Source organism: Shewanella sp. N2AIL (assembly GCF_022690845.1).
In the GTDB taxonomy this organism is placed as follows: Bacteria; Pseudomonadota; Gammaproteobacteria; order Enterobacterales; family Shewanellaceae; genus Shewanella; species Shewanella baltica.
Window position 1 is genome coordinate 42,338 of record NZ_JALBYT010000009.1, and the last position, 14,118, is coordinate 56,455.

Annotated in this window: 10 protein-coding genes; all 10 read right to left on the bottom strand. The window is 48.8% G+C overall.

Translation table 11 applies throughout. The features are described from left to right. Positions 1-11 precede the first annotated feature (11 nt). A complete protein-coding gene (locus tag MO387_RS07440) occupies positions 12-3,479 on the bottom strand; it encodes a YdbH domain-containing protein (RefSeq protein ID WP_242326167.1) in 3,468 nt (1,155 codons plus the stop codon). Between the two features lie 412 nt (positions 3,480-3,891). After that, positions 3,892-5,079 carry an aromatic amino acid transport family protein gene (locus tag MO387_RS07445; protein WP_242326168.1) on the bottom strand — a complete coding sequence of 396 codons (1,188 nt, stop codon included), beginning with the start codon at positions 5,077-5,079 and terminating at the stop codon, positions 3,892-3,894. A gap of 576 nt (positions 5,080-5,655) precedes the next feature. After that, positions 5,656-6,297 (bottom strand): bifunctional phosphoribosyl-AMP cyclohydrolase/phosphoribosyl-ATP diphosphatase HisIE, encoded by a 642-nt coding sequence (gene hisIE / locus MO387_RS07450; protein WP_242326170.1) that lies wholly within the window; start codon positions 6,295-6,297, stop codon positions 5,656-5,658. A 134-nt stretch (positions 6,298-6,431) separates the two neighbouring features. Then, positions 6,432-7,205: an imidazole glycerol phosphate synthase subunit HisF gene (hisF, locus tag MO387_RS07455; protein WP_006081894.1), complete on the bottom strand. Its 774-nt coding sequence runs from the start codon at positions 7,203-7,205 to the stop codon at positions 6,432-6,434. Continuing rightward, positions 7,187-7,924: a 1-(5-phosphoribosyl)-5-[(5-phosphoribosylamino)methylideneamino]imidazole-4-carboxamide isomerase gene (gene hisA / locus MO387_RS07460; protein WP_242326171.1), complete on the bottom strand. Its 738-nt coding sequence runs from the start codon at positions 7,922-7,924 to the stop codon at positions 7,187-7,189. The genes hisF and hisA overlap by 19 nt, the downstream gene beginning before the upstream one ends. Positions 7,925-7,994: 70 nt before the next feature. Beyond that, complete coding sequence (gene hisH / locus MO387_RS07465) at positions 7,995-8,822, bottom strand: imidazole glycerol phosphate synthase subunit HisH (protein ID WP_242326173.1); 828 nt, start codon at positions 8,820-8,822, stop codon at positions 7,995-7,997. A gap of 31 nt (positions 8,823-8,853) precedes the next feature. Continuing rightward, the gene (hisB, locus tag MO387_RS07470) at positions 8,854-9,945 is read right to left on the bottom strand and encodes a bifunctional histidinol-phosphatase/imidazoleglycerol-phosphate dehydratase HisB (RefSeq protein ID WP_242326175.1); all 1,092 of its coding nucleotides are present in this window, start codon (positions 9,943-9,945) and stop codon (positions 8,854-8,856) included. A 100-nt stretch (positions 9,946-10,045) separates the two neighbouring features. Further along, positions 10,046-11,245 (bottom strand): histidinol-phosphate transaminase, encoded by a 1,200-nt coding sequence (hisC, locus tag MO387_RS07475; protein WP_242326177.1) that lies wholly within the window; start codon positions 11,243-11,245, stop codon positions 10,046-10,048. A gap of 44 nt (positions 11,246-11,289) precedes the next feature. Then, on the bottom strand, positions 11,290-12,591 hold the full coding sequence (gene hisD / locus MO387_RS07480) for a histidinol dehydrogenase (RefSeq protein ID WP_242326178.1): 1,302 nt from the start codon (positions 12,589-12,591) through the stop codon (positions 11,290-11,292). 3 nt (positions 12,592-12,594) lie between these two features. Further along, a complete protein-coding gene (hisG, locus tag MO387_RS07485; protein ID WP_006086295.1) occupies positions 12,595-13,494 on the bottom strand; it encodes an ATP phosphoribosyltransferase in 900 nt (299 codons plus the stop codon). Positions 13,495-14,118 lie beyond the last annotated feature (624 nt).

Consider the following 14,118-nt stretch of genomic DNA (forward strand, 5'->3'; position numbering starts at 1 on the left):
AGGTTTCCTTGTTACTTCACTGATTTTTCGATTCTGTCCTGCAAGTCATTACCAATTTGCAGACTTCTAAATAATTGCAGCATGTTCTCTTCATGAGAGTAATTCAAGTGAATAGGACGTTCAACCCCTTGGCTACGGCCTTTCACTTCGACGAGTAGCTTAGCATCACCGGCTTGGTCCATGTCAAAGCTGCTCGATAATTGACTGTATTGTAAGTGTTCTAGCGTCGAAAAGACAAAATCTAGGTATGGCTGGGATTGGCGCATTTGTTCAACCGCCGGATTACCCGAAATGGCGATTAAGCCACCGGGGGCACGGGCCGCTAATTGACCGCCTGTGATCGAGACTTTGCCGTTGATTAAATCGACGGGTAATACGCCATCGAATATGCCATCGGCATAGACGCCAATTTGCGGTTGAATGCGCAGAACCTCTTCCAGACTCATGGCCTGCAGCAGCAGATACGCATGGGATTTATCCTGTAATTTCAGATTAAATTCTGGCAGCAGGAACTGGCCGCTGAGTACTTTACCTTTGGCGGTCATGGAAACATCGGTGTCACTTAAGCCTGTGAGTTGCTGTATCCAATTGTCGGGCAGTTTCTCGGCATCTTTACCAAGGGCGATATCGGCTTCCATTTCGATATCGGTCAGCGGAAAGCCAGGATCAAACAGGTTAAAGGTCATCAGTGTCTGCGGACAATTTAGCTTACTGAGACTGCTAAAATAGCCTTTATCCTGCGGTTTTTTATGAGACTCTTTTTTATAAGATTGCCCCCAAGTAAACTGACATTGCGCCTGCAGTTTCCCTCCCTCAAAGGTGGTGTCCTTATAAAAACCTTCAAGTTCGGTCATCGACTGAGTAATTTGCATGGCAAATTGGGTCTGATCGCGCTGTTGGGTTAAATTAAACTGTGCCTGTAATTGGTTATGACCCGTGACATTAAGCTCAGCAGGTAAGGGCTGGGTTTGATTGAGCAAGGACAATGCCTCGGTCATGCTGGTGTCGACAACCCATTGACCCGTCAGCACTAGAGGTTTGCTCGCGGTGGCAAGGTTCAGCTTGTGTTGGCTTTGCAGCTCAACCGTGCCCACTTGCCAGTGCTCATCACCAAAGAGCGTATTATTTTTCCAATCTAAGCTTTGTGCCAGCGTTAACTTGTCTAGCTTAAGTACGGTTTCTTTGCGGCTGCGACCTTTGCTGCTGAGTTGCTTTTCGATATTGAGCTGATTGGCTTGCCATTCAAGCTGATTCTGCCAAGTGGCTGCGAGCAACGAGTCGAGTGGGGCTTCGACCTCGGGCTTAAACTCAAATGACATGGCTTTTTGGAATGCAATCGAGAAACTGCCCGCGCTCATATCGGTTTTAGTTGTGATGCTCGTGTTTGTGCTTTTGTCAGCGCTAGCTTCTGTCACTTTCGTTTCAACAGCAGTTGTTTCAGCCTTTTTTGTTTCAACAGCAGCCGTTTCACTAACAACCGTCTGTGTGGTTTGCGAAAAATGCAGCTGCTCCAGTGCCAAGTTCAAAGGCGGTAAGGCCAGTGTGAATTGGTTTGCAGTATCGGACGCGGGCACTGAAGTTTGTGCTGAGCTGATATTTGAGCTGGTATTTGAGTTGCGCTGCGAGCTGACGGTAAGCGGTGCAAGGGCATTTATTGTGATACTGCCAAGGCTCACATCGGCATGTTTAGCTGCATTGTTATCTTGAGCGCGGAGCTGTTTAAGCTCGCTCACAGTGAACTGCAGTGTGTCGCCGGCATTTTGCTGTGTTTGGGTGGCAGCGCCGATAGGCGTGGTAATGAATTGCCAGTCGGTTGAGCTTGGTGTCCGATTAAAGCTCAATCTGCCCGCAGTGGTTAACTGGCTGCTATTCCAGCTGAGATCTTGGGGCGTATTCGCCCACAATTCAGATAATAGCAGTGAACTGGTTTGCTTAGCGTTAAGGCGCCAATCTGTTTTGAAGGACAGCGCTTCGGCGGACTTGACCACTTCAACATTGGCCAAATCGATTTGGGTATCGAGTTTACTGCCTAAGGTTTTTAGCTCAATTCGGGGAAGTTTGAAGCTAAGCGGCTTATTATCAAGCGGCTCATTCTTAAGCGGTTGACTCTGTGCATCTTGCTGGATTTGAGTCAGCGGATAATGCAGGGCTTCACTTAATGTCAGCGCGATCCCCACTGGTGCATCTGTGCTTTTGAGCCCTGACAGCAGCTTAGCGATTTGACCTGCTGTTTGACTTGCAACTTGTTCCGGCACTTGCTCCGAAGCGGACTTGGCTGCCGAGTTGGATGGAGGCTGAGTTAAAGGTTTAGCCAGCGTCTCATCGAGCAGCTGCATCAATCGCTGTTGCTGCGCTTCATTGGGAGTCAAGGCTAAGGTAAAGGGCTCAAGGCTTAGGTCAAGTTCGGCTAAATGCCCAGTAATCTTAAATGCGAGCTCAGGTTTAGGCGCAAGTTCTAGCGCCGCCAACTGATTAAAGGTCAGCTTAGGATCAATTAACTGGTGCTGGCTGATAAGCTCGCCCGAAGTTAATGTAATACGGCTGTCGGACACTAATTGGCCTTGTAGATCAATCGCTAACGCTTGCCACTCTTGATCAAGTTCCGTTAACGGACTCAGCACACTGTCTTGAGCTTGCCTCAGGCTGATTTGATGCAAGCTCGCAAGCAGCGGCGCGAGTGTAATTTGACTTGCCAGTTGCCATTGTTGGGCTGTGAGTGTGGCTTTGAGTTTGGCGATGCTTTCACCTTCGTGGCTAAACTCGCTGTTGATTTCCCCCGCGCCGTTAAGGCTCAACTTGTCCATCACCAAACGATAGGCGGGTAAATCATTTTGGGGGTCGAGATGGTGAGCTTTGAGAATAAGGCTGGTTTTACCGATATCGATGAGGGGTAACGATTTGATATCTAAGGCCAAGGCGGGGCCTTGTTCATCGATGGCATTTCGATTGGGTAAAAATAGCGATTGCCCTAACTCGACTTCAATATCACCTGTGGAGATTTGGGTGATTTTTTGAGTGAGGTAAGCAATTTGGCTGAACTGTTTCAGCTCGGCAAAGCTCTGCGGCCAGTCAAGTTTTAGCTGGATACTCACATCATTAAGCGTGATATGGCTGTCATGCACCCTAAGATTGGCAGAAGTAATGCGCCAATGTTCTAACTGACTTTTCCCTAATTCAATGTCAATCAGTTCGCTGTCCATGCCTACGAGGGCAAAGTTTGCCGCCTGCATAATCAGTTTTTCAGCCTGAGTATTCACAATCCACACAGTTAACGCCACGCCCGCCAAGATGCCCGTTAAGCTGGTCGCTAATAAGGTCTTTTTTAGGGGGAATTTACGGCGGCTTTGTGTTGCTACCGTGGCATCCGTTCCAGAACCTGCAGCACCACTGCGAGGGCCAGCGGATGTCTCCGTTGCCTCGTGTTGAGGTGCCTTGCTATCGGAGGCACTGCTACGGCTTGGCTTGTTGTGGATTGGCATTGGGTTCGACTTCTTTCCTTATTCACTGAGCCCTGATCAAACTCGTGCCTTAGCATTGAACAAATACAATCACGCCTGCTTTGCATCGGCATTTTTGCTGAGGTACTTTTTTAGCAACTGACTTTAGCAACTGACATTAGTAACCGTCTTTAGTCACTGACTCTAGGAGCCGTCTTCTTAGCCGCTGTCGCAGCGTGCACAAGCATCAGAGGCAGTTTAACACTCAAGGGCTTAGCTGACTAATGTGAAAGGATCATCGAATAGACAAGAGCCTGCTGTCAATAGTTGAAGCTTTACAGACTCTTGTACCTAATCTTTTATTCGAGCTAGCGAATAGGGCTTGTGAATTGGGGCTAGCTAACTTTGGGTTAGCTAACTTTTGATTAAATAACTCTTGGTGAGTGAATTGCGACTAGCTAAACATCTGCGCGGCGATAACCACTATTCCGCAAAGTGTGGCGAGCATTAAGGCAAACTTACCGCCCGCGACCCGATATCCCGTCGGCATATTGGCCGCATCTCGCGTCTGGCGCTGTGTCCACACCATGGCTACAGGTAAAAAGATGGCGAGGATCACCAGCGCAATCGCCGCATAACCCAGGGCTGTGATAAAACCTTGGGGGTAGAAGAGGGCAAAACCTAAGGGCGGTAAAAAGGTGATGGCAGCAGTTAGGCTACGACCAGAAAAATCATCCTCTCGTCTTAAGGTCGAAGCCATAAAATCGAACAAGCCTAAACTCACCCCTAAAAACGAAGTCGCAAGAGCGAGATCGGCAAACAAACTGATCGCACTGCTTAAGTATTCGCTGTGCAGTACGCTCGCCAGTTGATTGATAAAGCTCGATAAGCTTTGATTTTCGAGCAATTGGCTTTGGCTTAGTACACCTTGGCTACCTACTTGCCACAAAAGATAAATGATCAGTGGTAAAGCGGAGCCGAGCAGCATGATCCTGCGCAGGGCTTTGACCTCAACGCCTAAGTAGCGCACCACTGATGGAATCGAACCGTGGAAACCAAAGGAAGTAAAAATCACCGGAATAGCCGTGATAATTAAACCTTGGTTGAGCGGAAGTTCAAGCAAATGTGGGCTTTCTACCTGCGGCAGTAACAAGGCCAACATAAGCAATAATGCCAATAGCTTAAGGGCAAATAAACCGCGATTGATAAGGTCCACACAGTGAGTTCCCATGCCCACAATCGCCCCAATCAGCAGGGTAAACAGGATGGCGCCCGCCTGCGGTGGCAAACTTAGCTCTAGCCAAGTGCTCAGCTTTTGGTTCACTTGCTCACCGCCACCGGCAATGTAGGCGGCGCAAAGGGCGTACAGTAAAAACATCAAGGCGCTATTGGCGATCAACTGGCCCTTACGACCCAATAAGCGTTGCGCCAAGTGATTAAGGCTGGCATCGCTGGGGGCGAATTGATGGATTTCCACCATTAGCAGCGCTGTATAGGCCATTAGCGCCCACAGGATCAACATGATGGCGGAGGACGTGCCAAAACCAAGTCCCGCCGATGCGATAGGCAAAGCCAGCATACCCGCGCCAATTGTGGTGCCTGCGATAAGCAGCAAACTGCCGAAAATTTTATTCTGTGTCATAACATAATCTCAAAAGCGTGTCGGATGAAAAAGAGCTAAAGATTTGATCCGAAAGCAACTGTCATAAAATATTTTGCTGTGATTCAATGTGAAACGATTCAAGCACAAAATGATTTAAGCAAATGAGACAGTGGCGCTCAGCGGATCCGAAAGGATATGGCCACAATGGAAGGTCAGGCGAGGGAGCCTATCTATGCCATTGCGGCTACAGATAGGGATAATAAAAGGGTGTGAAACACATAAAACTTGCCTTAGCGTGTGTTGAGTAAAAACGGATAAGTGTTTTTATGCCTTGCCTTAATAACCTAACGGCAACGGAGGCTACCATAGGGAGTTGAGGTGTACTTGTCAACCATTACAACAGTATTTTGTTTGTTTTTTGTCATGTGACTAAGCTTAAAGACATACCTAACTCACACTGAGTTTATGGTTAACGAGGGGAGAAGAAAGAGGAGTTCGCCACGTTTATCGCGTGATAAAAAATGCCGCAGACTTGGCTTAAGTGTGCGGCATTTCTTGATGTAAGCGATTAGCTTGAAATCAGAGACTAGCTTGAAATCAGAGACAGTGAGACGTTTATGCTTTGCTCTGCAGTGCCTTTTGATGTCTTGCCAGCAAGTTTGCTGTGATGTCACTGAGGCTTAAGTTTTGATCTTCAAGCAATACCAGCAAGTGATAGATAAGATCTGAGGCTTCGTTAACTAACTCTTCCTTATCGTGGGTCGCAGCGGCAAGGGCGGTTTCGAGACCTTCTTCCCCGACCTTTTGGGCGATACGTTTAGTGCCGCGCGCAAATAAAGACGCTGTATAGCTGGAATCGGCATTTTGCCCTTTACGCGAGGTGATTAAGCTGGCGAGGTTGTTCAAAAAGGGGTGCGCATTGTCATCTAACCAGCAACTTTCGGTGCCTTTGTGGCAGGTTGGGCCGTTGGGGATCACTTGCACTAACAGGCTGTCGTTATCGCAGTCCTTATCGATAGCCACCAACTTTAGGGTATTGCCCGAGGTTTCACCCTTAGTCCATAAACGCTGTTTTGAGCGGCTGAAAAAGGTCACATCACCTGTGCTCAAGGTTTTTTCCAGCGCGGCCTTATCCATGTAACCGAGCATTAATACCTTGCCCGATAAGTGATTTTGGATCACGGCAGGAATAAGTCCATCCTGTTTGTCCCAATCCAGCTCGCTAAAATCCGCTTTAGTGTTTGTTTGCGTAGACATAGTGTTCACTCTTAATTTGTTGATACTTTTTAGCGACGTATTGTGGTTGCTAGCTCTTACTCATGCTCTTACTGTATCGGTAGGCGGCATTAGCTCGCTATAAACGATTGACCGCGAGCGTCTAATTGCAATCGCTAGCGCCTAATCGCAATGCCTTCGGCCGCTAAATAGGCTTTTAACTCACCGATGTTGATAATCGCCTTGTGGAATACGCTCGCTGCCAGCGCCGCATCGACCTTGGCTTCAATAAACACATCACGGAAATGCGCCATAGTTCCAGCGCCGCCAGAGGCAATTAAAGGCACGTCGCAGATGGCACGAACAAGGCTTAACTGCTTGATATCGTAGCCGCCGCGCACGCCGTCTTGGTTCATCACATTGAGCACGATTTCACCACAACCTCGTTTTTGCACTTCTTCAACCCAGTCTTGGGTAAACCACTGCGTATCCTTAGTCGCCGCTTCATCGCCGGTAAATTGCTTTACCTTATAGCTGTTGCTGGTGGCATCGAAAAAGGAGTCGATGCCAATCACGATACACTGGCGGCCAAACTCGTCCTGCAGTCGTGAGATTAAACTTGGATCGGTTAAGGCGGGCGAGTTAATCGAAATCTTATCCGCCCCAAAGGCTAATAATTCACGGGCTTGGCTAATGGTTTTAATGCCACCTGCCACGCAGAAGGGAATATCAATCTGCTCCGCCACGCGGCTCACCCAAGATTTATCGACCACACGTTCATGGGCGCTGGCGGTAATGTCATAAAATACCAGCTCATCGGCGCCTTCTTCGGCATAACGCGCGGCTAAGGGCACGATATCACCGACAATTTCGTGGTTACGAAACTGTACGCCTTTCACTACTTTACCGTCTTTGACATCTAAACAGGGGACTAGTCGTTTGGCCAGCATTGGATTGCCTCCACCACGTTAAACTGATTGATAAGCAAGGCTTTGCCTATAATGATGCCCGCCGCGCCGCTGTCACGCACGGCGGCAACATCCTCAAGAGTTGCAATACCGCCGGAGGCTTGCCAAGCGATACCGGGATAGCTCGCGGCAATTTCTTGATAAAGCGCGGTATTTGCGCCCGTTAAGGTGCCGTCACGGCTAATGTCAGTCACTAGCGCATGCTTTAAGCCGACAGCGCTAAAGGTTTCCACGAGGGATTCTAAACTCTTACCGCCGCCACTTTGCCAACCGGATACGGCGACAATTTTCTCACCGCTCTGGTTGATATTGACATCGAGTGCGAGGCAAATCGCTTCACTGCCGTATTTGATAAACCATTGCTTAACTAACTCAGGTTCTTTCACCGCCAGCGAGCCAATTACCACACGTTTTACGCCGATATTTAATAATTCAGTGACTTGTTCTTCTGTGCGAATGCCACCGCCAACTTGAATATTAGCGTTTAGTCCCGCCACGAGTTGACTGATAAGGAGAGTTTGGCGTTTAGCGGGATCCTTCGCGCCTGTTAAATCAACAATATGTAACCACTTCGCGCCTTGTGCCTCATAGGATTGCAGCTGCGCCAAAGGACTTAAATCAAAGGTGGTCTGTTGGCCGTAATCACCTTGATAAAGGCGGACAACATTGCCATCAATTAAATCAATCGCAGGAATAATCATAAGCTCAGATCCTTAATTGATTTGTTTATAAGTAATTTATTAATAAATGGTTTTTTAATGAGTAATTTATTCATTGGTCAGCCTTCTTTGCACCCGCTTGGCCATCAGCAGAGCTGCTTTGCAGCGCTTCGTTCATCAGAGCTTCGTTCACCAGAGCTTTGTTCATCTGTAACTCGTCCATCTGTAAAAAGTTACGCAGAATTTGCGCGCCCACGGCGGCACTTTTTTCGGGGTGGAACTGCACGCCCATAAAGTTGCCTTTGCCTATGGCGGCGCTAAAGCCTTCGCCATAGGAACATTCGGCTAAGGTAAATTCACTCAGTGGCGCGCGGTAACTGTGGACGAAATACACATAACTGCCATCTTCAATACCCGCAAACAGCGGGTGAACGTTAGGGCTGTTGGCGCCTTGTGAGTTTGTCGTGAGCTTAAGTTGGTTCCAACCCATGTGTGGCAAAGGTAGGCTTTCAGCTTTGAGTAACTGCGTATCCAGTTCACAAATGTCGGTTGGGATTATGCCTAAGCACTCGCAATCTTGACCTTTTCCGCCGCGCTCCTTAGAAATCGCTGCCAACATTTGCATGCCAAGACATACGCCCAGCACAGGTTGAGTCAGGCCTTGAATGAGTTCGACTAAGCCTTTTTCATGCAAGGACGCCATGGCGGCACCCGCTGTGCCCACACCCGGCAGCACCACACGTTTTGCCGCTTTGATTTTGGCTTTATCGTCTGTGACCAACACCTTAGCGCCTAAACGCTCGAAGGCGAAACGTACTGAGTTTAAATTGGCGCAGCCCGTGTCTATGATGACGGTTTCAGCATCTGGTGATTCATTTGCTGTTAATTGCGGGCTAGCTGTTAATTGCTGACCAGCTGTTAATAGAGTGTCTTGTTGCATCCTAACCTCTTAAACGATTTATGCTGATGCCTTAAAGTACGCCTTTGCTCGATGGCAGAATATCGCCTTCGACTTTAACCGCTTGGCGCAGCGCGCGGCCGAGCACTTTAAACAGGGCTTCGACCTTGTGGTGATCGTTATCACCTTCGGTCGACACATGCAGCGTACAGCGCAGGCCATCGGCAAAGGAGCGGAAGAAGTGTGGCACCATTTCTGTGGCCATTTCACCTACGTGCTCACGTTCAAAATCGGCTGAGAACTTGATAAAAGGACGGCCAGAGATATCCAGCAGGCATTCGCCCTTGGCTTCGTCCATCGGCAGACTAAAGCCGAAACGGGCAATGCCGCGTTTGTCACCGAGCGCTTGGCGAAGGGCATCACCTATGGCCAGCGCCGTGTCTTCGACGCTGTGGTGATCGTCGATTTCTAAATCGCCATCGACTGTCACATCCATTCTAAAATTACCGTGGGTGGCAATTTGATCGAGCATATGATCGAAAAAGCCAATGCCAGTGTCGATTTTGCCTTTGACTGAACTGTCGAGGTCCACAGTCACACGAATATCGGTTTCTTTGGTGGTGCGCACAACCGTCGCGGTGCGGCCTTTATTGAGCAGTGCATCGGCGATGGCGTTCCAGCCCAAAGTGTCGCGTTGATATTTCAGGCTTTTAATGCCCATGGCATTGCCCAGTTCCACATCGGTCTCGCGATCACCAATCACAGCTGATTGGGTGAAATCGATACAGCCTTGGGTGAGATAGTCTTTTACTAGCCCAAGCTTAGGTTTACGGCAGCTGCAATTTTCATCGTTAAAGTGCGGGCAAATCACCACATCTTCAAAGTTCACCCCTTGGCTTTTGAGGATTTGCATCATCATATTGTGGGGCGCGTCGAAATCTTCCTGCGGGAAAGACGGTGTGCCAAGGCCATCTTGATTGCTGACCATGACTAAACGAAATCCCGCCTTTTGCAGACGTAGCAAAGCGGGGATCACCTGTGGCTCAAACACTAATTTCGCTAGGCTATCGACCTGTTTGTCGGTGATGGGCTCTTCAATCAAGGTGCCATCGCGGTCGATAAACAGAATTTTTTGTGCAACGTTCGGGATAAATTGTGGGTTCATGGCTCTACCTTCAAATTCAATTCGTTTAGCTAATGCTTAAGCTGATTTACCTTCAGCGCGGCATTCGCTTTTTATTGGTTTTATTAGTTTTTATGTTCAGTTACTTATTATTCGTTTCTGGTGACTGCTCAGTGTGTTGCGATTCAAATAAATTCACTAACACATCGGTATCCGCCTTTGAACTAAAGCTAAAGCGGATAGCCTTGGCAAGCCTTGGGTCTTTGTAGGCGCGGGCGACAACGCCGCTGCCTTGCAGTAACGCTGCGACCTTGGCGACATCATCAAATTCAGCCAGTACATAATTGCCGTTAGGCTTAAGCACGCGGGCTCGAGAATCTGAGTTATTCGATTTTGAACAATAGGCGCTGATCGCCGCTGTGAGTCTGGCGCCCTGCTCATTTAATTCTGCGATTTGCACTTTCATCCGCGCAACGCTTACGCTTGATAGCGCTTGCGTGGCGACCTCACTCACTGGCAGCGGCACAGGATAGGGCGCAATCACGCGCATAACAATTTCGACTACGGCCTCGTTTGCCAGCATAAAACCACAGCGTGCGCCGGCGAGTGCAAAGGCTTTTGATAGGGTGCGCAGTACCACTAGATTCGGATAGCTTTCCAGTAAATCCGCCACACTGTATTCAGGGCAAAACTCAATATAGGCCTCATCGATCACCACAAGCGCGTCGGGCAGGGCTTTGATCGCTTGCTCGATAATGGCTTTGTCGATCACAGTCCCGGTCGGATTATTGGGATTGCAGATAAACACCAGTTTTGCGCCGCGAACGTCCTCGGCATAGCTTGTCGGCAAGCCATATTCTGCACTGAGATTTAACGCTTTAACACCCACATTAAATGTGTTCGCGCTGATGGCATACATGCCGTACGTCGGGCCAAAGCAGGCGATGCTGTCGACGCCTGGTATACAAAAGGCGCGAATTAACAGTTCAATCGCTTCATCGGCGCCGCGGCTGGCGACTATCTTGCTGGCGCTTACGCCGCTGTATTCGCTGTAGGCATTGATAAGCTGCGGCGGTTGGCATTCTGGGTAACGATTCAATTTCGATAAATCGAGCGCTGCCGTATCGACATTATTGAACGGCGATTCGTTGGCATTGATCCAAATATCACCACGACCGCCCAGTCTGCGGGCACTCTGGTAGGGCGTTAAATCCAGTAACTCAGGGCGCGCTAGGCGCTCAGCTAAATTTAGCGGCGCCGATTGCGCTACCGTTAATGGTGCTAACGTCGATGCTAATGCTGCGGGTTCTGCTGTCTTTTCCATGCTGCTCACTTGGCTCATTTTCTTCACTCAGCTATATTTTCAATCACTTAAGATTAAGCGGATCATTTCTCTAGGCTAGCTAGACGAATGGCTACGGCATTTTTGTGTGCATCAAGCAATTCGTTACTGGCTAACGTCATGACCGCTTGCCCCAATCCGATTAAGCCCTTAGCGCTGAGTTCCTGCACGGTAAAGCGGCGGCTAAAATCGGCTAATGACAGGCTCGACACGGCGCGGCTGTAACCGTAAGTCGGCAGCACGTGGTTGGTGCCACTGGCATAATCGCCAACAGATTCAGGCGTATAGGCGCCTAAAAATACCGAGCCAGCGGCGCGAATGTTTTTCAATACCTCTCGGGGAAAGCGCGTTTGAATGATTAAGTGCTCAGGCCCATATTGATTCGAAACCTGCGCGGCTTGTAGCATATCGTCCACAACAAAAGTGCGACTGCTCAGTAGCGCCGTTGCCGCGATATCACAACGCGGCAGGACGGCAAGTTGTCTTGTCAGTGCGTCATTCACGCCGTCCGCGATAGCTTGCGAATCTGTCACTAAAATCACTTGTGAATCAGGGCCGTGCTCAGCTTGTGAAAGCAAATCGGCGGCAATGAATTCGCAATTGGCGTCGCTATCGGCAATCACCAACACCTCAGAAGGGCCTGCTGGCATATCGATACACACAGTGCAGCGACCATCCTGTGACACTAAGCGTTTAGCCTCAGTGACATAGCGATTACCTGGGCCAAAAATCTTATCAACTGCGGGAATCGTTTCCGTGCCGAAGGCCAGTGCCGCAATGGCCTGCGCGCCGCCCACTTGATAAATTTCAGTGATCCCGCAGGCATTGGCGGCATAGATAATGGCATCGTTGATCGGCGGTGGGCTGACCAATACTCTTTGTTCGCAGCCGGCGATCTTGGCGGGCAGGGCAAGCATCATCACGGTAGAAATTAATGGTGCGCTGCCACCGGGGATATATAAACCCACTTTTTCAATCGGTTCGCTACGTAGCTCGCAGCGTACTCCCGCCTCTGTCTCCATATCAATTGGGCGAAATTGCTGGGCGCTGTGAAACACATCTATGTTCGCCATGGCTTTGGATATCGCAGCTTTCAGCTCTGGCGATACCCGTGCGCTTGCCGCAGCTATTTCAGCTTCGCCCATGCGCAGCTCACCAATCTTAGCGCTATTGAAACCATCAAATTTTTGATTAAATTCTTGAATGGCGGCATCACCCCGCGTTGCCACCGCATCGAGAATGGCACGAACGCTTTGCTCTAAGCCGCTGTCACCAATTAAGGGCGAGCGTTTCAGCGCCGTTTTCTGCTCGGTGGTTGATAAGGTTGACCAAGTTAGGATTTCCATACATTACCCCATCATTTTTTCGATTGGCATCACCAGAATCGAGCTGGCACCGAGTGCGGTCAGCTGTTCCATGGTATCCCAGAACAAATCTTCGGTACTGACGGCGTGGATAGCGACGCGGTTAGTATCATCATTTAATGGCAATACGGTTGGGTTTTCAGCGCCGGGCAGCAGGGCGACGATTTGATCTAAGGTTTCGGTTGGCGCGTGCAGCAGGATATATTTGCTCTCACGGGCGCGGATAACGCCATTGACGCGGGACAGAATCTTGTCGATGAGTGCTTGTTTAGTCGGCGTTTGGGTTTGGGTCGATTGAATGATGCAGGCCATAGAGCGGTAAATCACTTCGGTTTCGTATAAACCGTTGGCTTCTAAGGTGGCGCCCGTCGACACGAGATCACAAATACCATCGGCAAGGCCGGCACGCGGGGCGACTTCAACCGAGCCTTTTAACATACAGTCGCGATAAGTTATGCCTTTTTGTTGCATAAATCGGCGCAGCAGGTTTGGGTAAGACGTGGCGATGCGTAATCCTTCTAACGAGGAGGCATCGGCGTAACTGAATTCTGTTGGTACGGCTAACGAGAGGCGACATGATCCGAAATCTAACTGACGCAGTTTGAGGCAATCTGCGGGCTTGTTCAGTGTTTGACGCTCGATTTGTTCTTCTTCGAGCACGTTTTCACCGATGATCCCCATATCAACCACGCCGTCCATCACCAATCCTGGGATATCATCATCACGAACGCGCAGTAAATCGATAGGCATATTGTCGGCGTGAGCGATAAGGCGTTGTTCATTAATGGAAAATTTAACACCACAGCTTTTTAGCAGTTGCTGAGAGTCAGTAGAAAGACGGCCAGATTTTTGGATGGCGATGCGTAAACGGTTCGATTCAGTCATAGTGTTATCTCGCTCAAAAGTATCAAAATTAAAAGATTCAAAAGTGTGTTGTTTAATCGGTTTAATACGTCTTGCCGTTCAATGGCCTCTAGCTAAGTAATCTTGCTAAGGGATCTAGCTAACGTATTGATAATTTATAAAATATCTAAAATTTCTTATTAAATTAAAATCATAATTAAAACCAAAATTAACGCCTAAATGCAAAAAACCCCCGGAATTCCTTCCAGGGGTTTATGATCATCTTGAATCAGTCCGCCAGAAGGATATAGTCCTCCGGCAGTGAGCGTCCGAAGGCTACCGCATATGGTGGTGATGGTGGTGGATAGCGTTCAGTAGTGGGCTCATTTTACTCTCTCGGTATTTAGTTTTATTGGCTCAACTGCTCGAAATACAGTGAAGCGTTGAATGCGTTGTTACGGACGTCTATCCGTATAAGTGGATTTAAACTAACCGCTTTTATGAGCCTTTGCAACAGCAATTTTGAATTAAATGAGAATATTTATGCGTTTTTGTGAAAGGCTGGTGGTTATCGCTAAATAAAGCCATTGAGCATATTTGTTGATGGAATGTTGAAAGTGGACCGAAATGTGTTGGCAAGTCGTGCCGAACTATTATCAGCGTAAT

What these genes read in the sequence shown, in the direction of transcription:
- hisD (WP_242326178.1), bottom strand. Translation starts at nt 12,591, where the DNA reads ATGGAAATCCTAACTTGGTCAACCTTATCAACCACCGAGCAGAAAACG.
- MO387_RS07440 (WP_242326167.1), bottom strand. Translation starts at nt 3,479, where the DNA reads ATGCCAATCCACAACAAGCCAAGCCGTAGCAGTGCCTCCGATAGCAAG.
- hisH (WP_242326173.1), bottom strand. Translation starts at nt 8,822, where the DNA reads ATGCAACAAGACACTCTATTAACAGCTGGTCAGCAATTAACAGCTAGC.
- hisG (WP_006086295.1), bottom strand. Translation starts at nt 13,494, where the DNA reads ATGACTGAATCGAACCGTTTACGCATCGCCATCCAAAAATCTGGCCGT.
- MO387_RS07445 (WP_242326168.1), bottom strand. Translation starts at nt 5,079, where the DNA reads ATGACACAGAATAAAATTTTCGGCAGTTTGCTGCTTATCGCAGGCACC.
- hisIE (WP_242326170.1), bottom strand. Translation starts at nt 6,297, where the DNA reads ATGTCTACGCAAACAAACACTAAAGCGGATTTTAGCGAGCTGGATTGG.
- hisB (WP_242326175.1), bottom strand. Translation starts at nt 9,945, where the DNA reads ATGAACCCACAATTTATCCCGAACGTTGCACAAAAAATTCTGTTTATC.
- hisF (WP_006081894.1), bottom strand. Translation starts at nt 7,205, where the DNA reads ATGCTGGCCAAACGACTAGTCCCCTGTTTAGATGTCAAAGACGGTAAA.
- hisA (WP_242326171.1), bottom strand. Translation starts at nt 7,924, where the DNA reads ATGATTATTCCTGCGATTGATTTAATTGATGGCAATGTTGTCCGCCTT.
- hisC (WP_242326177.1), bottom strand. Translation starts at nt 11,245, where the DNA reads ATGAGCCAAGTGAGCAGCATGGAAAAGACAGCAGAACCCGCAGCATTA.